At 74.7% G+C, this 19,243-nt stretch carries 18 protein-coding genes; 2 read left to right on the top strand and 16 right to left on the bottom strand.

Annotated features, from left to right (window positions below; all coding sequences use genetic code 11):
- Positions 1 to 7 precede the first annotated feature (7 nt).
- The 3 genes from CLV35_RS05055 to ffh all read right to left on the bottom strand — a co-directional run bounded on the left by CLV35_RS05055 (position 8) and on the right by ffh (position 2,560).
- Entirely contained in the window at positions 8 to 250 is a 243-nt protein-coding gene (locus CLV35_RS05055; RefSeq protein ID WP_121192407.1) for an RNA-binding protein, read from the bottom strand.
- Positions 251 to 727, bottom strand: coding sequence for a 30S ribosomal protein S16 (gene rpsP / locus CLV35_RS05050; RefSeq protein ID WP_121192406.1), 477 nt, complete (start codon positions 725 to 727; stop codon positions 251 to 253). It abuts the gene before it with no gap.
- Positions 728 to 1,009: 282 nt separating this feature from the next.
- Complete coding sequence (gene ffh / locus CLV35_RS05045; protein ID WP_121192405.1) at positions 1,010 to 2,560, bottom strand: signal recognition particle protein; 1,551 nt, start codon at positions 2,558 to 2,560, stop codon at positions 1,010 to 1,012.
- A gap of 219 nt (positions 2,561 to 2,779) precedes the next feature.
- Here ffh and CLV35_RS19670 point away from each other — a divergent pair, with 219 nt between their 5' ends.
- Positions 2,780 to 4,864, top strand: a complete 2,085-nt coding sequence (locus CLV35_RS19670; RefSeq protein WP_183061727.1) for a putative bifunctional diguanylate cyclase/phosphodiesterase — start codon at positions 2,780 to 2,782, stop codon at positions 4,862 to 4,864.
- Positions 4,865 to 4,873: 9 nt separating this feature from the next.
- Here the strand turns inward: CLV35_RS19670 and CLV35_RS05020 are convergent, their stop codons facing one another.
- From CLV35_RS05020 to coaD, 13 genes are all read right to left on the bottom strand, one after another.
- Positions 4,874 to 7,225, bottom strand: a complete 2,352-nt coding sequence (locus tag CLV35_RS05020) for a [protein-PII] uridylyltransferase (protein WP_121192402.1) — start codon at positions 7,223 to 7,225, stop codon at positions 4,874 to 4,876.
- 17 nt (positions 7,226 to 7,242) lie between these two features.
- Positions 7,243 to 7,581 carry a P-II family nitrogen regulator gene (locus CLV35_RS05015; RefSeq protein ID WP_121192401.1) on the bottom strand — a complete coding sequence of 113 codons (339 nt, stop codon included), beginning with the start codon at positions 7,579 to 7,581 and terminating at the stop codon, positions 7,243 to 7,245.
- A complete protein-coding gene (locus CLV35_RS05010) occupies positions 7,578 to 8,894 on the bottom strand; it encodes an ammonium transporter (RefSeq protein ID WP_183061725.1) in 1,317 nt (438 codons plus the stop codon). The genes CLV35_RS05015 and CLV35_RS05010 overlap by 4 nt, the downstream gene beginning before the upstream one ends.
- A 158-nt stretch (positions 8,895 to 9,052) precedes the next feature.
- Complete coding sequence (gene ftsY, locus CLV35_RS05005) at positions 9,053 to 10,228, bottom strand: signal recognition particle-docking protein FtsY (RefSeq protein ID WP_121192400.1); 1,176 nt, start codon at positions 10,226 to 10,228, stop codon at positions 9,053 to 9,055.
- A gap of 57 nt (positions 10,229 to 10,285) precedes the next feature.
- Entirely contained in the window at positions 10,286 to 10,465 is a 180-nt protein-coding gene (locus CLV35_RS05000; RefSeq protein WP_121192399.1) for a hypothetical protein, read from the bottom strand.
- 7 nt (positions 10,466 to 10,472) lie between these two features.
- Positions 10,473 to 14,078 carry a chromosome segregation protein SMC gene (gene smc, locus CLV35_RS04995; protein WP_121192398.1) on the bottom strand — a complete coding sequence of 1,202 codons (3,606 nt, stop codon included), beginning with the start codon at positions 14,076 to 14,078 and terminating at the stop codon, positions 10,473 to 10,475.
- A gap of 97 nt (positions 14,079 to 14,175) precedes the next feature.
- Positions 14,176 to 14,361, bottom strand: coding sequence for a hypothetical protein (locus CLV35_RS04990; RefSeq protein WP_121192397.1), 186 nt, complete (start codon positions 14,359 to 14,361; stop codon positions 14,176 to 14,178).
- Between the two features lie 174 nt (positions 14,362 to 14,535).
- Positions 14,536 to 15,396 (bottom strand): bifunctional DNA-formamidopyrimidine glycosylase/DNA-(apurinic or apyrimidinic site) lyase, encoded by an 861-nt coding sequence (mutM, locus tag CLV35_RS04985; protein WP_121192396.1) that lies wholly within the window; start codon positions 15,394 to 15,396, stop codon positions 14,536 to 14,538.
- Between the two features lie 3 nt (positions 15,397 to 15,399).
- Complete coding sequence (rnc, locus tag CLV35_RS04980) at positions 15,400 to 16,131, bottom strand: ribonuclease III (RefSeq protein WP_121192395.1); 732 nt, start codon at positions 16,129 to 16,131, stop codon at positions 15,400 to 15,402.
- A gap of 7 nt (positions 16,132 to 16,138) precedes the next feature.
- On the bottom strand, positions 16,139 to 16,312 hold the full coding sequence (gene rpmF, locus CLV35_RS04975; RefSeq protein WP_121192394.1) for a 50S ribosomal protein L32: 174 nt from the start codon (positions 16,310 to 16,312) through the stop codon (positions 16,139 to 16,141).
- A 148-nt stretch (positions 16,313 to 16,460) separates the two neighbouring features.
- Positions 16,461 to 17,060, bottom strand: coding sequence for a YceD family protein (locus CLV35_RS04970; protein WP_121192393.1), 600 nt, complete (start codon positions 17,058 to 17,060; stop codon positions 16,461 to 16,463).
- 190 nt (positions 17,061 to 17,250) lie between these two features.
- A complete protein-coding gene (locus CLV35_RS04965) occupies positions 17,251 to 17,802 on the bottom strand; it encodes a hypothetical protein (RefSeq protein WP_121192392.1) in 552 nt (183 codons plus the stop codon).
- Between the two features lie 55 nt (positions 17,803 to 17,857).
- On the bottom strand, positions 17,858 to 18,367 hold the full coding sequence (gene coaD / locus CLV35_RS04960) for a pantetheine-phosphate adenylyltransferase (RefSeq protein WP_121192937.1): 510 nt from the start codon (positions 18,365 to 18,367) through the stop codon (positions 17,858 to 17,860).
- A gap of 108 nt (positions 18,368 to 18,475) precedes the next feature.
- Between coaD and trmB the strand changes: the two genes are divergently transcribed.
- A complete protein-coding gene (gene trmB / locus CLV35_RS04955) occupies positions 18,476 to 19,147 on the top strand; it encodes a tRNA (guanosine(46)-N7)-methyltransferase TrmB (protein WP_231121505.1) in 672 nt (223 codons plus the stop codon).
- Positions 19,148 to 19,243 lie beyond the last annotated feature (96 nt).

Here is a 19,243-nt window from a genome sequence, read left to right as displayed (position 1 = left end):
GAGGGCGTCAGCGCCGCTCGTCGACGTCGAGGAAGTCGACGCGGACGGGGCGGCCGTCGGCCAGGGCGCCGAGCACGGTGCGCAGCGCGGTGGCAGTGCGACCGCTGCGGCCGATCACCTTGCCGAGGTCGTCGGGGTGGACCCGGACCTCGAGCACGCGCCCCCGCCGCCCTTCGCGGCGGCGGACGGCGACGTCCTCGGGGTTGTCGACGATGCCCCGGACCAGGTGCTCGAGGGCCTCCTCGAGCACCTACGCCTCGGAGGTCTCGGCCGGAGCCTCGGCGGCCGGCGCCTCAGCGGCGGCGGGAGCCTCGGCGGGCTCGGCAGCAGCCTCGGCGGACTTCTTCGCGCGCGGCGTGGTCGCGGCGCCGACGGTCTCGCCGGTGCCCACCTCGCGGGCGGCGGCGTCGAAGGCCGCCTTCTTGTCGGCCTTGGGAGCGGCGACGCGCAGGGTGCCCTCGGCGCCGGGGAGGCCCTTGAACTTCTGCCAGTCGCCGGTCACCGTGAGGATCGCGCGCACGGGCTCGGTCGGCTGCGCGCCGACGCCCAGCCAGTACTGCGCCCGCTCGCCGTCGACCTCGATGAGCGAGGGCTCCTCGGTGGGGTGGTACTTGCCGATCGCCTCGATGAAGCGGCCGTCGCGCTTGGTGCGGGCGTCGGCGACGACGATGCGGTAGTACGGCGCACGGATCTTGCCCATGCGCATCAGCTTGATCTTGACAGCCACGGGGCTGGGTTCTCCTCGTCGGACGCGTTCGGGTGCCGTCTTGCCGGGTGGGTCCGGACCTGCGGCAGCACCGGGGGTGCTGGGAGCCAGCACGCGGGAGAGAGGGGCCTGCGTGCGGACTGGTGCAGCCTGCGATTGTGCCAGACGCGCGGGGGTGCTGGCGAACCCGCGCCCCTCGAACGTCCCTGCGGCGTCCGCCTCGCCCCCGCACGATGTGACTCCTTGCCGATCTGATTGGCAAGGAGTCACATCGTGCCAACGAGGGGGGGCGTGCCGCGGGCGTCAGCGCGAGCCGGGCGGCAGCAGGTCGCGCAGCTCGGCGGGGAGCTCGAAGCCGCCGGCACCGGCTCCGCCGCCTGCGGCAGGGCCGAACGGGCTGCCGGCCGCAGGCGTACGCGCCGGTGCCTGCTGCGCCTCGAGCGCGCGCTTGGCGGGGTTGCCCGAGGAGCGGCCGCCCTTGCCCTTCTTCTGCTGCGGCGCCTGCTTGCCCTTGGACTTCTTGCCGAAGCCCGGCATGCCGGGGATCGCGCCCCCGCTGCGCATGGTCCGCATCATCTGCTGGGCCTGGCCGAACCGCTCGACGAGGTCGTTGACGGCCGAGACCGAGGTGCCCGAGCCGCGGGCGATGCGCGAGCGGCGCGAGCCGTTGAGGATCTTGGGGTCGCGGCGCTCGGCGGGCGTCATCGACGAGATCATGGCCTGCGTGCGGTCGAGCTCGCGCTCGTCGATGTTCTCGATCTGCTCGCGGAACTGGCCCATCCCGGGCAGCATGCCGAAGATCTTCGACATCGAGCCCATCTTGCGCAGCTGCTGCATCTGCGACATGAAGTCCTCGAGGGTGAAGTCCTCACCCGTCGAGAACTTGCGCGCGATCTCCTCCTGCTGCTGCGCGTCGAACGTGCGCTCGGCCTGCTCGATCAGCGTGAGCACGTCGCCCATGTCGAGGATGCGCGAGGCCATCCGGTCGGGGTGGAAGACGTCGAAGTCGGTGAGCTTCTCGCCGTTGCTGGCGAACATCACCTGCCGCCCGGTGACCTTGGCGACCGAGAGGGCGGCACCGCCGCGCGCGTCGCCGTCGAGCTTGGTCAGCACGACGCCGGTGAAGCCGACGCCCTCGAGGAACGCCTCGGCCGTGACGACCGCGTCCTGGCCGATCATCGCGTCGACGACGAAGAGGATCTCGTCGGGCTGCACGGCGTCGCGGATGTCGGCGGCCTGCTGCATGAGCTCGGCGTCGATGCCGAGGCGGCCGGCGGTGTCGACGACGACCACGTCGTGCTGCTTGTCGCGCGCGAAGTCCATGGCCTGGCGCGCCACCCGGACCGGGTCGCCCACGCCGTTGCCGGGCTCAGGGGCGAACACCGGCGTGCCGGCCCGCTCCCCCACGACCTGCAGCTGGGTCACGGCGTTCGGACGCTGGAGGTCGGCCGCGACGAGCAGCGGGGCGTGGCCCTGGCCCTTGAGCCAGAGCGCGAGCTTGCCGGCGAGCGTGGTCTTGCCGGCGCCCTGGAGGCCGGCGAGCATGATCACCGTCGGCGGGTTCTTGGCGAACCGGACCCGGCGGGTCTCGCCGCCGAGGATCGTCACGAGCTCCTCGTTGACGATCTTGATGATCTGCTGCGCGGGGTTGAGCGCCTGCGACACCTCGGCGCCGCGGGCCCGCTCGCGCACCGCGGCGATGAACTCGCGCACGACCGGCAGCGCGACGTCGGCCTCGAGGAGGGCGACCCGGATCTCGCGCGCGGTCGCGTCGATGTCGGCCTCGGAGAGGCGGCCCTTGCCGCGCAGTCCCTTGAAGGTCGCGGTCAGGCGGTCCTGGAGCGTCGTGAACACGTGTTCGCTTCCACTTGTGTGACAGGCGGCTGGGCCGACGGACGGGCGGTGCCCGTGCGCGGTGGGGCGCAGGTCCGGGTACGCCGTCGGCCGCGCCCCAGCCTAGCCGCCCCTCCGCGGCGCCGGGGGGGAGCAGCAGCGCCCCGGTTGTCCCTGCTCGCGCGCGGGCAGGACGATGGGCGGGGGCTCCCGACGTCGCGGGCCCCCGGAGGGGGGACCGTGACGGAGCAGGGCGGGTCGGCCGGGCCGCTGCGGCTCAGCAAGGACGAGGTGCTCGACGCGGTCAGCGACGCGCTCGTGGCGCTCGACCGCGACTGGCGCTACGTCTACGTCAACTCCCAGGCGGCGCAGCTGTTCGGCCGCCGTCCCGAGGACCTGCTCGGGCGCCACATCTGGACCGAGTTCCCCGAGGCGGTGCGCGAGCCCTACCAGCAGGCCTACGAGCTGGCGCTGGCCGAGCAGCGCCAGGTGCTGGTCGAGGACTACATCGGCGCGTGGGACCGGTGGTTCGAGTGCCGGATCCACCCGCTGCCCGACGGCGTCGTGATCTTCTTCCACGAGATCACCGAGCGCAAGAAGGCGGAGCACGCGCGGGCGGTCGAGACCCAGGAGCACAAGGACTCCCGGGCGCTGCTCGACACGCTGATCGACGCCGCCCCCGTGGGCCTGGCCTACGTCGACGCGAGCGGTGTCTACCGCCGCGTCAACCCGGCGCTCGCGGCGATGAACGGCCGGCCCGTCGAGGAGCACCTCGGCGTCCACGTCGCCGAGGTGCTGCCCGACGTCGACCCCGTCGCGATCACCAGCATCGACCGGGTGCTGCGCCACGGCGTACCCGTCCTGGGCGTCGAGGTGCTCGGCTCGACCGCCGCCCACGACGGCGCACGGCGCCAGTGGGTGTCGGACTACTACCCCGTGCGCGTGCCCGGGGAGGCCGCCGGCGACGTCCTCGGCGCGGGGATCGCCGTGCGCGACGTCACCGAGCAGCGGCGCACCGAGTCGCTGCTGGTCGAGCGGGCCACGCGCGACCCGCTCACCGGGCTCCCGAACCGGGCGGTCTTCCTCGACCGGCTCGGTCACGCCGTGGCCCGCCGCAGCGGCGGCCACCTCGCCGTGCTCTTCCTCGACCTCGACCGGTTCAAGGTCGTCAACGACTCCCTCGGCCACGCTGCCGGCGACGAGCTGCTGCGGGCGGTCGCCGCGCGCATCGTCGCCACGGTGCGGGCGGAGGACACCGTCGCCCGGCTGGGCGGCGACGAGTTCGCCGTGCTCTGCGAGCGCGTCGACGACGTCGGTGACGCCATCCGCCGCGGCGAGCGCCTCCTCCAGGCCCTCGCGGCACCGCTCGACGGCTCGCCGGCCCTGCACGTCGACGCCTCGGTCGGCATCGCCGTGGCCGACCGGCACGGGCACGCCGACGCGGTGACGCTGCTGCGCGACGCCGACACCGCGATGTACCAGGCGAAGGCCGACGGGCGCCGGCGGGTGCGCGTCTTCGAGGAGGGCCTGCGCGAGCGGGCCGTCGCGCGCCACAGCCTCGAGCGACGGCTGCGCACGGCTCTGGCCGCCGACCAGCTGCAGGTGCACTACCAGCCGGTCGTCGACCTGCGCAGCGGGCGCGTGGTCAGCGTCGAGGCGCTGGCGCGGTGGGACGACGCCGAGCTCGGCAGCGTCGGACCCGAGGACTTCATCGCCGTCGCCGAGGACTCCGGACTCATCCACACCCTCGGCGCCTTCGTGTTGAGCACGGCCTGCGCCCAGCGCGCCGAGTGGGCCCGGGTGCTCGGCCCGGCGGCCCCCCGGGTCGCGGTCAACGTCTCGCCGCACCAGCTGCTGCGCGGCTCGGCGCTGGTCCGCCAGGTGAGCGACAGCCTCGGCCGGCACGGCGTGCAGGCCGGCGCGCTCTGCCTGGAGATCACCGAGAGCAGCGTCATCGCCGAGACCGAGGCGTGCACCCGGGCGGTCCGCGAGCTGCACGCGCTGGGCGTCGAGATGGCGGTCGACGACTTCGGCACCGGCTACTCGTCGCTGTCCTACCTCACCCGGCTGCCGGTGAGCGTCGTCAAGGCCGACCGGTCGTTCGTCTCGGCGATCACCGACGACCTCGAGAGCATCCACATCGTGCGCGCGGTCGTCGGGCTCGCCCACGGGCTGGGGCTGCGGACGGTCGCGGAGGGCGCCGAGCACGAGTCGCAGGTCGACGAGCTGGTGCGCATGGGCTGCGACCAGGCCCAGGGCTACCTGTTCAGCCGGGCGCTCCCGGCCGACGATCTGCAGGACGTGCTGACCCACTCGTTCTGGTGAGCGGTCCCGCTAGCTGGCGACGTCCTTCAGGATCCGCGCGACCTCTCGCGCCCGCTCGGCGGTGAGCGGCTCCCCGGTGTCCTCGACCACGTAGAACACGTCGACCGCCTCCGCCCCCAGCGTCGCCACCCGCGCCGCGAGCACGTCGAGCCCGGCGAACGACAGCGCCCGGCCCAGCCGGTGCAGCAGCCCCAGCCGGTCGGCGGCGCGCACCTCGAGCACGGTCGCGGTCTCGGAGGCGTCATGGACGACGTCGATCTGCGCAGGCGTACGCGGTGCCTGGGCCGGCGCGCGCGACGCCTCGCGCCGCTCGAGGACGGCGGCGACGTCGAGCCGGCGGTCGAGCGCCCGGTCGATGTCGTCGCGCAGCGCCTCCAGCGCGGGCGGGTCGCCGAACTCCGGCACGACCGACCAGGTGTCGACCGCGATCCCGCCCTCGGTGCGCAGGGTCGCGGAGCGCACGGAGAGCCGGTGCAGGGCGAGGACGCCGGCCACCACGCCCATCAGGCCGCGACGGTCGGGTGCGACGACGGTCACCGACCAGCCGCCGCCCTCGGGGCGCACGGTGACCGCGAGGTCGCCCGCGTCGGCGAGCGCGCGCTGCTCGGAGGTCAGCGGCGTCACCGGCGGCGGCGGCTCGCCGCGCAGGTGGGCCCGGGTGCGGCGGGTCAGCTCCGCGACCAGCCCGGCGCGCCAGTCGGTCCAGGCAGCCGACCCGGCGGCGAGCGCGTCGGCCTCGGTGAGCGCCGAGAGCAGGTCGAGCACCTCGACCGAGCCGAGCGTGTCGGCGACCTTCGCCGCGGTCGCCGGGTCGTCGATGTCGCGCCGGGTCGCGGTGTCGGCGAGGAGCAGGTGGTGCAGCACGAGCGCGACGACGACCTGCTGGTCGGGCTCGGAGAAGCCCATGCGGGCCACGATCGGGGCGGCCATCGCCGCCCCCTCGCGCGAGTGGTCGCCGCGGCGGCGGCCCTTGCCGATGTCGTGCAGCAGCGCCGCGACGAGCAGCAGGTCGGGCCGGGCGACGCGGCGCACGAGCGCGGCGGCCTGCACGCAGGTCTCGACGCTGTGCCGGTCGACGGTCCAGCGGTGCACCGGCGTGCGCTGCGGCCGGTTGCGCACGAGCGCCCACTCGGGCAGGAACCGGTCGACGATGCCGGCCTGGTCGAGCGCCTCCCACACCCGCACCGCGCCGGCTCCGGCGCCGAGCAGCGCGACCAGCGCGTCGCGGGCCTCGCGCGGCCACGGCTCCGGCAGCGGCGGGCTGGTGGCGGCCAGGCGCTCGGCGGTGCCGGGCGAGAGCGGCAGCCCGGCCTGCGCCGCGACGGCGGCGGCGCGCAGGGGCAGCACGGGGTCCGAGTCGACCAGACCGTCGCGTCCCAGCACGACCTCCCCCTCGTGTTCGGCGAGCCCGGGAGCGAGCACGCGGGGCCGTGGCGGCCGGCGGGACAGCAGCAGCGGAGCGCGCCGCCTCGAGCCGAGCAGCTGCTCGACGCGGCGCCAGGTGGTGTCGCCGGCGTAGGCGATGGTGCGGGCCGAGTCGGCCACGACCCGGAGCACCGAGTCGGCGTCGGCCAGCCCGAGGACGGTGGCCACGGCGTCCTGCTCCTGCAGGAGCACGCGGTCGAGCGCGCGGCCCGAGCTCTGGTGCAGCGCGTCGCGCACGTCGAGCAGGCGCTCGACGGCTCCGTCGAGGTCGCCGTGCGGCCGGTCGGCCACCCACGAGGCGGCGACCGCGCGCAGGGCGACGGCGTCGCGCAGCCCGCCCTTGCCCTCCTTGAGCTCGGGCTCGAGCAGGAAGGCGACCTCCCCCGCCCGGCGCCACCGCTCGCGGCAGGTCTCGAGCAGCTCCTCGAGCCGGGACCGCGCACTGGTGCGCCAGTCGTCGAAGACCGCCGTGCGCAGCCGCTGCCCCAGCGCGCCCGACCCGCAGACGACCCGCAGGTCGAGCAGGCCGAGCAGCACCGACAGGTCGCCGGCAGCCACCTTGCGGGCCTCTCCCGGCGTGCGGACCGAGTGGTCGAGCCGGGTGCCGGAGTCCCAGACGGGGTACCACAGCGCCTCGGCCACCCGGGCGACCTCGTCGTCGCTGCGGTGCCCGTCGTGGAGCAGCAGCAGGTCGAGGTCGCTCTGCGGCGAGAGCGCGGCCCGCCCGTAGCCGCCGACGGCGACCAGGGCGATCCCTTCCGGCGCGGGAGCCGCGTCGTGCCACAGCTCGCGGATCCACGCGTCGGTCAGGTCGGAGAGCTCGCGCCGCCGGGCCGGGCTCGGCGGGCCGGGCCTCGCGACCAGGGCCCGCCGCGCCGCCAGGTGCTCCGCAGGGGTGCGGGCGGTGGGCGGCGGGCCCTGCTCGGAGACGCTCACTCGACCTCGATCATCGGCTAGAGGGCCTCGGGTCCGCGCTCGCCGGTGCGCACGCGCACGACGGTCTCGACGGGCACGACCCACACCTTGCCGTCACCGATGCGCCCGGTCTGGGCGCTCTTCGTGATCACCTCGACCACGTCGTCGGCGTCGGCGTCCTCGACGAGGACCTCGACCCGCACCTTCGGCACGAGGTCGACGGTGTACTCGGCACCGCGGTAGACCTCGGTGTGGCCCTTCTGCCGGCCGTAGCCGTTGGCCTCGGAGACCGTCAGGCCGTGGACGCCGAACGCCTCGAGGGCGGTCTTGACGTCGTCGAGCTTGAACGGCTTGAGCACTGCCACGACGAGCTTCATGCCTCGATCCTCTCCTGTGCGTTGACGAAGGCGGCAGGGCGAGTGCCCAGGGCGCTGGAAGTGCCGCTGCCGAACTCGTACGCGGTCTCGGCGTGCTGGCCGAAGTCGACGCCGTTCACCTCCTCCTCCTCGCTCACCGTGAAGCCGATCGTCTTGTCGATGGCGAGACCGAGGACGTAGGCGATGACGAACGAGTAGGCGAGCACGGCGAAGGCGGCGACCGCCTGGCGGCCGAGCTGGGTCAGGTCGCCGCCGTCCCACAGGCCGGGGTCGCCGGCCGACGCGGTCGCCTTGATGGCGGTGCCGGTGGCGAGGATGCCGATGAGCAGGGTGCCGACGAGGCCACCGACGAGGTGGACGCCCACGACGTCGAGCGAGTCGTCGAAGTTGAAGCGGTACTTCAGGCCCACCGCGTAGCAGCAGACGGCGCCCGCGATCGCGCCCAGGATGATCGAGCCCATCGGGTTGATCGAGCCGCACGCCGGGGTGATGGCCACCAGGCCGGCGACGGCGCCCGAGGCGACGCCGAGGGTGGTGGAGTGCCCGTCGCGCACCTTCTCCACCGCGATCCACGCCATGGCCGCGACTGCGGTGGCGACCTGGGTGTTCATGAAGGCGAGTGCCGCGCCCTGGCCGGCGGAGACGGCCGACCCGGCGTTGAAGCCGAACCACCCGAACCACAGCAGACCAGCGCCGAGCAGCACCATCGGCAGGTTGTGCGGGCGCATCTGGTCGCGCTTGAAGCCGATGCGCTTGCGCAGCACGAACGCGAGGGCCAGACCCGCGGCACCGGCGTTGATGTGGACCGCGGTGCCACCGGCGAAGTCCATCGCCTTGAGGTGGTCGGCGATCCAGCCGCCGTCACCGCCGTTGAAGTAGAACACCCAGTGCGCGACCGGGAAGTAGACGATCGAGGTCCAGAGGACCACGAACAGGATCCACGCGCCGAACTTCACGCGGTCGGCGATCGAGCCGCTGATCAGCGCCGGGGTGATGATGGCGAACATCATCTGGAAGGCCGAGAACACCAGCGTGGGCAGCGTCCCGCTCTGGGCGTCGATGGTGCCCTTCAGCCCGATGGCGTCCAGGCCGCCGATCAGCGGGTTGGTTCCGGTGAACGCCAGCGAGTAGCCGTAGAGCACCCACAGGATCGTGACGACGCCGAGGCAGGCGAAGTTCATCATGATCATGTTGAGGACGCTCTTGCTCCGGACCATGCCGCCGTAGAAGAAGGCCAGGCCGGGCGTCATCAGCAGGACGAGGGCACTGCTGGCGAGCAGCCAGGCAGTGTCTCCAGAGTTCAGTTCGGGCATTCGTACCCTCCATGGGGACCGGTTGTGCCCCAGAGAGTGCGACCGCCAGGTTTCGTGTCCTGCGACGCCACGTTGCGCGCACGTAACAGCGGCGCCGCGTACGTTACGGCGAGGTCAACAGTCCCGGCCGGCAGCGTGCGCGCAGCGTGGAGCCGCCCTCAGCCGAGCAGCGCGTCGACGAAGGCGCCCGGCTCGAAGGGCGCGAGGTCGTCGGCGCCCTCGCCCAGCCCGACCAGCTTGACCGGCACGCCGAGCTCGCGCTGGACGGCCACGACGATGCCGCCCTTGGCGGTTCCGTCGAGCTTGGTCAGCACGATGCCGGTGACGTCGACCGCCTCGGAGAAGACGCGGGCCTGGATGAGGCCGTTCTGGCCGGTCGTCGCGTCGAGCACGAGCAGCACCTCGTCGACCGGGCCGCCGCGCTCGAGGACGCGCTTGACCTTGCCGAGCTCGTCCATCAGTCCGACCTTGTTCTGCAGGCGGCCGGCCGTGTCGACCAGCACGACGTCGGCCTCGGCCTCCGTGCCGGCCTTCAGCGCGTCGAAGGCCACCGAGGCGGGGTCGCCGCCCTCGGGCCCGCGCACGGTGGGCACGCCGACGCGGTCGCCCCACGTCGTGAGCTGGTCGGCGGCGGCGGCGCGGAAGGTGTCGGCCGCGCCGAGCACGACGTCGCGGTCCTCGCTGACCAGCACGCGGGCGAGCTTGCCGACCGTCGTGGTCTTGCCCGTGCCGTTGACGCCGACGACGAGCACGACGGCCGGGCGGCCCTCGGGGTGGCGCGAGGTGTGCAGGCTGCGGTCGAGCTCAGGAGCCAGCGCGGCCACGAGCTCCTCGCGCAGCAGCGCCTTGACCTGCTCCGGGTCGCGGGTGCCCAGCACGCGCACCCGGGTGCGCAGCCGCTCGACCAGCTCCTGCGTGGGCGTGACGCCGACGTCGGCGCGGATGAGGGTGTCCTCGACCTCCTCCCACGTCTCCTCGTCGAGGGTGTCGCGGGAGAGCAGGGCCAGCAGGCCGCGCCCCAGCGTGCTCTGCGAGCGCGAGAGCCGCTCGCGCAGCCGGGTGAGCCGGCCGGCGACCGGCTCGGGCCGCTCCAGCAGCGCGGTGGGCGCCTCGGCCGGGCCCTCGACGGGCGGGAGGTCGTGGTCCTCGAGGGTGCGGGTCGGCGTGTCGCGCGGGACGGTGACGTCGTCGCCGACGCCCGGCGCGTAGTCGAGGCCTGGGCGCTGCGGCGGCGCCGGCGGCAGCGTGCGCCGACGGCGGGGGACGACGAGGGTGGCCCCGAGGACCACGGCGACCACGAGGACGGCGACAGCGACGAGGATGACGGTGAGCACGTCGTCAGCCTCTCATCCGCGGCACGAGCCGGGCGAGTGCCGCGGGGCGGCGGGGCGTCAGCGCGTGGCCGACGCCTCCTCGAGCAGCTCGCTGACCCGCCCGCCGACGCGGTCGAGCGCGGCGCTGACCGGCTGGGGTCCGGGTACGCGGCGGCCGCGGTGCGGGTAGGCGACGACGGCGAGCACGAACGCGGCAGCGAGGACGGCGACGAGCAGGACCAGGACGAAGAAGGTCATACCGGGCCTAACTGACGGCGGCCGCCGGCTGTTCCGGTGCTCCCGACGGCTCGTCGCGCAGCCGCTGGCTGATGACGGTCGTGACGCCGTCGCCGCGCATGGTGACGCCGTAGAGCGCGTCGGCGATCTCCATCGTGCGCTTCTGGTGGGTGATGATGATCAGCTGGCTCGACCCGCGCAGCTCCTCGAGGATCGTGAGCAGCCGCCCGAGGTTGGTGTCGTCGAGCGCGGCCTCGACCTCGTCCATCACGTAGAACGGGCTCGGCCGGGCCTTGAAGATCGCCACCAGCAGGGCGACGGCGGTGAGCGAGCGCTCGCCGCCCGAGAGCAGCGAGAGCCGCTTGACCTTCTTGCCGGGCGGACGCGCCTCGACCTCGATGCCGGTCGTCAGCATGTCGTCGGGGTCGGTGAGCAGCAGCCGGCCCTCGCCGCCCGGGAAGAGCCGGGAGAAGACGCCCTCGAACTCGCGCGCGGTGTCGGCGTAGGCCTCGGCGAACACCGTCTGCACGCGCTCGTCGACCTCCTTGACGATGTCGAGCAGGTCGCGCCGGCTCGCCCGCAGGTCCTCGAGCTGGGTCACGAGGAACTTGTGCCGCTCCTCCAGGGCCGCGAACTCCTCGAGCGCCAGCGGGTTGACCTTGCCGAGCTGGGCCAGGGCCCGCTCGGCGGTGCGCAGGCGCTTCTCCTGCTCGGCGCGGACGTACGGCTTCGGCACCGGCTCGGTCTCGGGCTCCGGGTCGCCCGGGACCGGTAGCGAGGGCGGCACCAGCTGGTGGGGGCCGTACTCCTCGACCAGCACGTCGGGGTCGGTGCCGAGCTCGTCGACGCTGCGCTGACGCAGCGCCTCCACCCGCATCCGCTGCTCCGCGCGGGCCAGCTCGTCGCGGTGGACCGAGTCGACCAGCCGGTCGAGCTCGGCGGCCAGCCCGCGGGTCTGCGAGCGGGCGGCGGCGAGGCGCTCGGTGACGGCGGCCCGGGCGGCGTCGGCGGCCGTGCGCTCCTCGGCCGCCGCGGCGAGCGAGAGCTCGAGGCGGGCCAGCGCGGTCTCAGCACCACGGCGTACGGCTGCGGCCACCGCCACGTCGCGCTGCTGCTGCGCGCGGCGCTGCGCCGCCCGCTCGCGGCTGGCGCGCTCCTGCCGGGCGCCGCGCTCGAGGGAGTCGGCGCGCCCGGCCAGCCCGCGCGCACGCTCCTCGGCCGTGCGGACGGCCAGGCGGGCCTCCATCTCGGCCCGCCGGTGGGCGGCACCGAGCTCGGCCAGCCGGTCGCGCTCGGCCCGGCTGGGCTCGCCCTCGTCAGGGGCGTCGGCAGCTGCGGCGAGGCGCTCCTCGAGCTCCGCGGCGGCCGTGCGGGCGCCGCTGACCCGCTCCTGGGCCGCGGCCAGGGTGGCGGCGAGGCGCTCGGCCTCGGCGGAGGCGGCGCGAGCCGCCGAGCCGAGCTGGCCGAGCTCCTCGGCCACGGCGGCCATGCGGGCGTCGGACTCGTGCAACCGGGCCAGTGCGGTCTCGACCCGCTCCTCGGCCGCGCCGCGCTCGCTGCGCGCCGCCGACAGGGCGAAGCGCAGGCGGTCGCTGCGGTGCGAGGCGTCCTCGAGCCGGCGGGTCGCCTCGTCGACCGCGGCCTGGACCTCGAGCAGGCTGGGAGCCCCGGCCGAGCCGCCGGCCACGAACCCGGCGCGCACGACGTCGCCCTCGGCGGTCACGGCGGTGAGCTCGGGCCGCGCGTCGACCAGCGCCCTGGCGGCGGCGAGGTCGGGCACCACGACCACCCGGGCCAGCAGCAGGGCGAGGGCTCCGGCCAGCTCGTCAGGGGCGTGCACCAGGTCGAGGGCGCGCTCGGCGCCCGCAGGCAGGGCACCGAGCTCGCCCGCGTCGGGACCAGGTGCGCCGGCGACCAGCAGACCGGCGCGACCGGCGTCGCTCGCGCGCAGCCGGCCGACCGCGTCGACCGCCGCGCCCAGGCCGGACACCACGACCGCCTCGGCCGCCGCGCCCAGCGCCGCCGCCACCGCCGTCTCATGGCCGGCGCGCACCTCGAGCAGCGACGCCGCGGTGCCGAGGACTCCTGGCGCGGGGGTCTCGCCCAGCAGCGTGCCGGCGCCGTCCTTGGTGGCGAGGCCCAGCTGGAGCGCCTCGACGCGAGCGAGCAGGCCCGCGCGCTCGCGCTCGGCCTCCCGCTCCTCGGCCACCAGCGCCTCCACGCGCTCGCTGAGCTCGTCGTAGGCCGCCGAGGCCTCCTCGTGGACCGCGTCGAGGTCCTCCTCGCCGGCGTCGAGGCCGGCGACCTGCGTCTCGAGTGCGGCGAACTGCACGCGGGCGCGCTCGGCGCGGGCGACGGCCTCGTCGCGGGCGGTCGTGAGCCGGCCGATCTCGGCCTCGGCCGCATCGACCCTGCTGCGCGCGGCAGCGGCCTGACCACCCAGGCGGGCGAGGCCCTCGCGCCGGTCGGCGCGGGCGCGGACCGCGGCCGCCAGCGCCTTCTCCTCGGCCGCGAGGGCCTGCTCCGACTGCCTCACCTGCGCCACGGCCGTGGCCAGCTCGGCGCGGGCGCGCTCGACGTCGGCGAGCAGCCCGGCCTCCTCCTCGCGGATGCGGGCGGCCTGGGCCTCCATGGCATCGGGGTCGCGCCCGTCGCCGGAGCGGTCGGCCGCGGCGGCCTGCAGCTCTCGGGTGAGGTTGCGCTCGCGCTCGGTCGCCAGGCCGGCGGTGCCGCGGAGCCGCTCACGCAGGGCGGAGAGCGCGTACCACGTCTCCTGGGCGCGCGCGGCGCGCGGGGCCTGCGCCTGCGCCTCCTCCTCCAGCGCGCCCTCCTGCGCGCGCGCCTCGGTGAGCGCCTGCTCGACCTGCTCGCGGCGGGCGCGCAGGGCCTGCTCGTCGGCCACCTCGGCCTCGAGCTGGGCGGTCATCTGCACGAGGTCGTCGGCCAGCAGGCGCAGCCGGGCGTCGCGCACGTCGGCCTGCACGGTCGCGGCCCGCCGGGCCACCTCCGCCTGGCGGCCGAGCGGCTTGAGCTGGCGGCGCAGCTCGGTGGTGAGGTCCTGGAGCCGGTCGAGGTTGCCCTGCATCGCCTCGAGCTTGCGCAGCGCCTTCTCCTTGCGCTTGCGGTGCTTGAGGACGCCGGCCGCCTCCTCGATGAAGCCGCGGCGGTCCTCGGGCGTGCCCGAGAGCACCGCGTCGAGCCGGCCCTGGCCGACGATCACGTGCATCTCGCGGCCGATGCCCGAGTCGGAGAGCAGCTCCTGCACGTCGAGCAGGCGGCAGGAGGCGCCGTTGATCTGGTACTCCGACCCGCCGTTGCGGAACAGCGTCCGGGTGACCGTGACCTCGGTGTAGTCGATCGGGAGGGCCCCGTCGGCGTTGTCGATCGTGAGGCTGACCTCGGCCCGGCCGAGCGGCGGGCGGCCGGCGGTGCCGGCGAAGATCACGTCCTCCATCTTGCCGCCGCGCAGGCTCTTGGCCCCCTGCTCGCCCATGACCCAGGCGAGGGCGTCGACGACGTTGGACTTGCCGGAGCCGTTGGGTCCGACGACCGCGGTGATCCCCGGCTCGAAGCGCAGGGTGGTCGCCGACGCGAAGGACTTGAACCCTCGCAGCGTCAGGCTCTTGAGGTGCACGGGCAGGCACGCTAGCCGATGCGGCGCAGGAGCGACGAGCGCTCCCCGCGGCCCGGGGCTCCCCCGCTGGCGCGGGTGCCGGGCCGGTGCGGCAGGCTCAGACCGCCTCGAGCTCGCTGGCGTGCAGGTCGTGCTCGAGGGCGCCGATGCGCAGGCTGTCGTTCTCGGCCTGGAGCCGCTCGACCTCGTGCTCGAGGTCGCTGACCCGCTGGGTGAGACGACGGAGGTCGGCGAGCATGCGGGGGTCGGGGCCTCCGACGTGTCCGAAGAGCGCCTTGGCCATGCTGGGATCCTCCACGCGAAGCACGATGTCCGGTTGGGTGCTCCCCGACCTGTGCAGGTCGAGGGCGGGTGTCCGGAGCCAGGCTGCGTCGCACCGGCGCGGCTCTGGGCGGGTGTCCAGAGTCGCACCACGTCACGGCGGAGTCAACGGCAGGTCACGATCCGGTGACGAACCTCACGCGGCCGGCCGCCGTGGCGCCGGCTGGCACACCGGGCACCAGAACGACGACCGGTTCATGAAGGCCGCCCGCCGGATCGGGGTGCCGCACCGGTCGCAGGGCCGACCCGCCTGCCCGTAGGCGTGGAGCGAGCGGTCGAAGTACCCGCTCTGGCCGTTGACGTTGACGTAGAGCGCGTCGAACGACGTCCCGCCCTGCCCCAGCGCCTCGGCCATGACCTGCCGGGCCTCCCCCAGCACCGTGAGCGCCTGGCCGCGCGTCAGCTTCTCGGTCGGCCGCGCGTAGTGCAGCCGCGCCCGCCAGAGCGCCTCGTCGGCGTAGATGTTGCCGATTCCGCTGACCAGCGTCTGGTCGAGCAGCGCGCGCTTGAGCCCGGTCCGCCGCGCTCGCAGGCGCCGGACGGTGTCGAGCTCGTCGAACGCCGGGTCGAGCGGGTCGCGGGCGATGTGGGCGACCGGCTCGGGCAGCCCGTCGGCACCGGTCGGCACGAGCGCGAGGCCGCCGAAGGTGCGCTGGTCGACGAAGCGGACCTCGGGACCGTCGTCGGCGAAGCGCAGGCGTACGCGCAGGTGCTTCTCGTCGGGCGCGCCCGGCGGCTGCACGAGCAGCTGGCCGCTCATGCCCAGGTGCACGAGCAGCGCCTCGGCGCCGTCCTCGAGCGGCACCCAGAGGTACTTGCCGCGCCGGGCGGGCACCGCGAGCCGGCGGCCGGCGAGCCGGTCGGAGAAGTCGGTGGGGCCGGCGGAGTGCCGGCGCGTGGAGCGCGGGTGCAGCACCTCGGCGCTCGCCACGACCCGGCCGGCGACGTGGTCGACGAGGCCGCGCCGCACCACCTCGACCTCGGGCAGCTCGGGCACGGCTCAGCCGGCGGAGGCGTCGGCGAGCGCGCGCAGGACGGCCCAGGCCGCGGAGGCCGCCTGCTGCTCGGCCTCCTTCTTGCTGCGCCCGGAGCCCTCCCCGCGCACCTCGCCGTCGACCACCACGGACGCGGCGAAGGTCTTGGCGTGGTCGGGGCCGGTGCTGGTGATGCGGTACTGCGGCGGGCCGGCGCCGAGCGCGGCGGTCATCTCCTGCAGCGAGGTCTTCCAGTCGAGGCCGGCGCCGAGCGCGGCGGCCTGCTCGACCAGGTCGTCGACGAGCCGGTGGACGAGGGCGGTGGCCTCCTCGAGACCGCGGTCGACGTAGGCGGCGCCGATGAGCGCCTCGACCAGGTCGGCGAGGATCGAGGACTTGTCGCGCCCGCCGGTGGTCTCCTCACCGCGGCCGAGACGGACGTGGCGTCCGAGCTCGAGACGCCGGGCGACCTCGGCGAGGGCGCGGCTGTTGACCACCGCGGCCCGCAGCTTGGCCAGCTGGCCCTCGGGCAGGTCCGGGTGGAGCCGGTAGAGCGTGTCGGTGACGACCAGCCCGAGGACGGCGTCGCCGAGGAACTCGAGCCGCTCGTTGGTCGGCAGCCCGCCCTGCTCGTAGGCGTAGGAGCGGTGCGTGAGGGCGAGCTCGAGCGTCTCCGGGGCGAAGGGGACGCCGAGCCGGCGCGCCAGCTCCTCCGGCGTGGCGCCGGAAGGCTGGGTCGCGTCCGCGGGCGAGCTCAGCGGACCGTCAGACGTCGAGGATCTGACGGCGCGCGTAGGTGCCGCACGTCGGGCACGCCGTGTGCGGGAGCTTCGGGGAGCTGCAGCGCTCGCACGCGGTCAGCGTGATGGGAGCCGCCTTCCACTGGGCGCGGCGCGAGCGGGTGTTGCTGCGCGACATCTTGCGCTTGGGAACGGCCACGACGAACTCCTCGGGGTGCTGGGGGTCGAGCTGGATCTGGGTCGAGCTGCACTGGTGTCGAGCTGCTCTGGTGTTGAGCTGCTCTGGTGTCGAGCGGGGTCTTGCGGGCGGAACGTGGTCGAGCGGGACGGGCTGGGCGGTGCTGGTCCTACGGCTGGTGCGGCGCGGCCGGCTCGGCCTCGTCGCCCGGCAGCAGTCCCGAGAGGGCCGCCCACCGCGGGTCGGCCACCTCGTGGCCGTGGTCGGGGTCGTCGGCCAGGCGCGCGCCGCACTCGACACAGAGCCCCGGGCAGTCGTCCTCGCACACGGGCTGCAGCGGCAGTGCGAGCACCACCGCGTCGCGCACCACGGGCTCGACGTCGAGCAGGTCGCCCTCGAGGTGGTGCACCTCGTCCTCCTCCGCCTCGGCGGACGAGGACTCCGGGTAGGCGAACAGCTCCTGGACGTCGACCTCGAGCTCGTGCTCGATCGGGTCCAGGCACCGCACGCACTCACCGGTGACCGTCGCCAGCGCCGTGCCCGAGACGAGCACGCCCTCCATGACGGCCTCGAGCCGGAGCTCGAGCGCCAGGTCGCTGCCCTGCGCCACCCCGATGACGTCCGAGCCGAGACCTGCCGGGGCAGGCACCGTGCGGTTCACGCGCTTCATCGACCCTGGCCGACGACCGAGCTCGCGTGTGTCGATCACGAGCGGCTGTCGGGGGTCGAGGCGGGGCGCGGTCTCCTGGTCTCTGTCGCGGCGGGGCATGGTTCGGGCGTCCTGGGGTGCTGCGGCTGGCGGGTGGAGGGCCGTCGTCCCGGGGTCGGGACGCTGGCACGGTCCCGCGCGGAGCACAGGACCGAACGGCAAGCCTACCGGATGCGCACGGCCGGCTCCCTCGGGCGACCGGCAGCGCCCCCGCTACCGGCCGCGGTCGGCCGCCGCTGACCGTCGCGGCTCAGCGCCCGGCGTAGCCGCCGGGCTCGTCGTAGCCTGCCGCGCCGTAGCCGTCGCCGCCGGCGGGGTAGGCCTCGGCAGCGGCGTCGTCGTCGAGGTCGCCGAGCTCCGCGCGGTCGCGCAGCTTCTCGCGGCCGCGGCTCACCGCGGCCAGCGTCTTACCGAGCACGACCTCGAAGTTGGCGAGCTTGGCGTCGACGTAGTCGTCGGTCTCCGAGCGCATCCGCGCCGAGAGCTCCTGGGCGTCGGCGACGACCTGGGCGGCGTGGCGGTGCGCCTCCTCGACGACCTCCTCCTCGCTGACCAGCCGGGTCTGCTCGGCGCGCGCCTCCTCGACCAGCCGCTCGGCCTCGCGCCGGCCCTCCTCGACGACGGTCTCGCGCTCCTCGAGCAGCGCCTCGGCGTGGTGGAGCTCCTCGGGCAGCAGCTCGCGGACCTCGTCGAGCAGAGCCAGGACCTCGCTGCGGTTGAGGATGCAGGACGCCGACATCGGCATCGAGCGGGCCTCGGTGACCAGCTCGGTCAGCTCGTCGAGCTTGGTGTGGACGTCCACGTCGCCTCCAGCGTCGGGTCCTGCGTCGGGTCCTGCATCGCAGTGCGGTGCGCGCTCACTCGGCAGCGCGCGGGTCGGTGGCGCTCGCTCGCGGCGGCATCCGCTCGCGCAGCCGCTCGAGCACCAGCTCCGGCACGAGCCCGGAGACGTCACCACCGTAGGCGGCGACCTCCTTGATCAGGCTCGAGGAGAGGTAGGAGTACTCGGGGTTGGTGGCCACGAAGACGGTCTCGAGCCCGGTGAGCCGGTGGTTCATCTGGGCCATCTGCAGCTCGTAGTCGAAGTCGCTGACGGCACGCAGGCCCTTGACGACCACCGGGATGCCCTGCTCGCGGCAGAAGTCGACGAGCAGGCCCTGGAAGGACACGACCTCGACGTTGCCGAGCGGCGCGGTCACCTCGCGCAGCATCGCGATGCGCTCGTCGAGGGCGAAGAGCCCCTTCTTGCTGGCGTTGACGAGCACCCCGACGGTCACGAGGTCGTAGAGCCGGGACGCCCGGCCGACGACGTCGAGGTGGCCGTTGGTGACCGGGTCGAACGACCCGGGGCAGATGCACCGGCGCAGGGGTTGCGTCACGTCTCCTACTGGTGGTCGAGGGGCGCCGCCGAGGGCAGGGCGCCGCGGCGGCGACCGTACCAGCCTGCAGACCGGCGATCGCCTACGGTTCTGCGGGTGCAGACCGAGGCCGACGCGCGCATCCGCTCCTTCAAGCTGCGCCGCGGCCGCGTGACGCCTGGCCAGCAGCGCGCGCTCGACACGCTGTGGCACCGCTACGGCGTCGAGTGGGCGCCCGGTGCGCTGCCGGAGCCGGCCGAGCTCTTCGGCCGCACGGCGCCGCTCGTGCTCGAGGTCGGCTTCGGCATGGGTGAGACGACCGCCGCGATGGCCGCCGCGGACCCGGGGCGCGACGTCCTCGCCGTCGACGTGCACACGCCGGGCGTCGGGGCGCTGCTCGCCGAGGTCGGGCGGCGGGGGCTCGGCAACGTACGCGTCGCGACCGGCGACGGCGTCGACCTCCTGCGCGCGCTGCCGCCCGCGTCGCTCGACGAGCTGCGCGTCTTCTTCCCCGACCCGTGGCCGAAGGCGCGCCACCACAAGCGCCGCCTGGTCGACGCCGGCTTCGTGGCCCTCGCGGCCGAGCGGCTGGCCGCCGGCGGGCGGCTGCACGTGGCGACCGACTGGGAGCCCTACGCCGAGCAGGTGCTCGAGGTCGTCGGCGCGGACGAGCGCTTCGCGGTCGAGGGCTGGACGCCGCGGCCGGCCCACCGGCCGGTCACCCGCTTCGAGCGCCAGGGCCTCGCGAAGGGCCACCGGGTGCGCGACGTCGTCGGGGTGCGGCGCTAGCTGTACTGACCGGACAGGTTGGTGCAGGGCGACACGCCTCTAGCGGTACTTGATCAGGGAAGGCCCCCGGAGCTGGGGTGGAGCTGTCGAAGAACC

It is taken from the genome of Motilibacter peucedani (genome assembly GCF_003634695.1).
Taxonomy (GTDB): domain Bacteria; phylum Actinomycetota; class Actinomycetes; order Motilibacterales; family Motilibacteraceae; genus Motilibacter; species Motilibacter peucedani.
The sequence above is the reverse complement of the archived record's forward strand: the minus strand, read 5'-3'. Positions and strand labels throughout refer to the sequence as shown.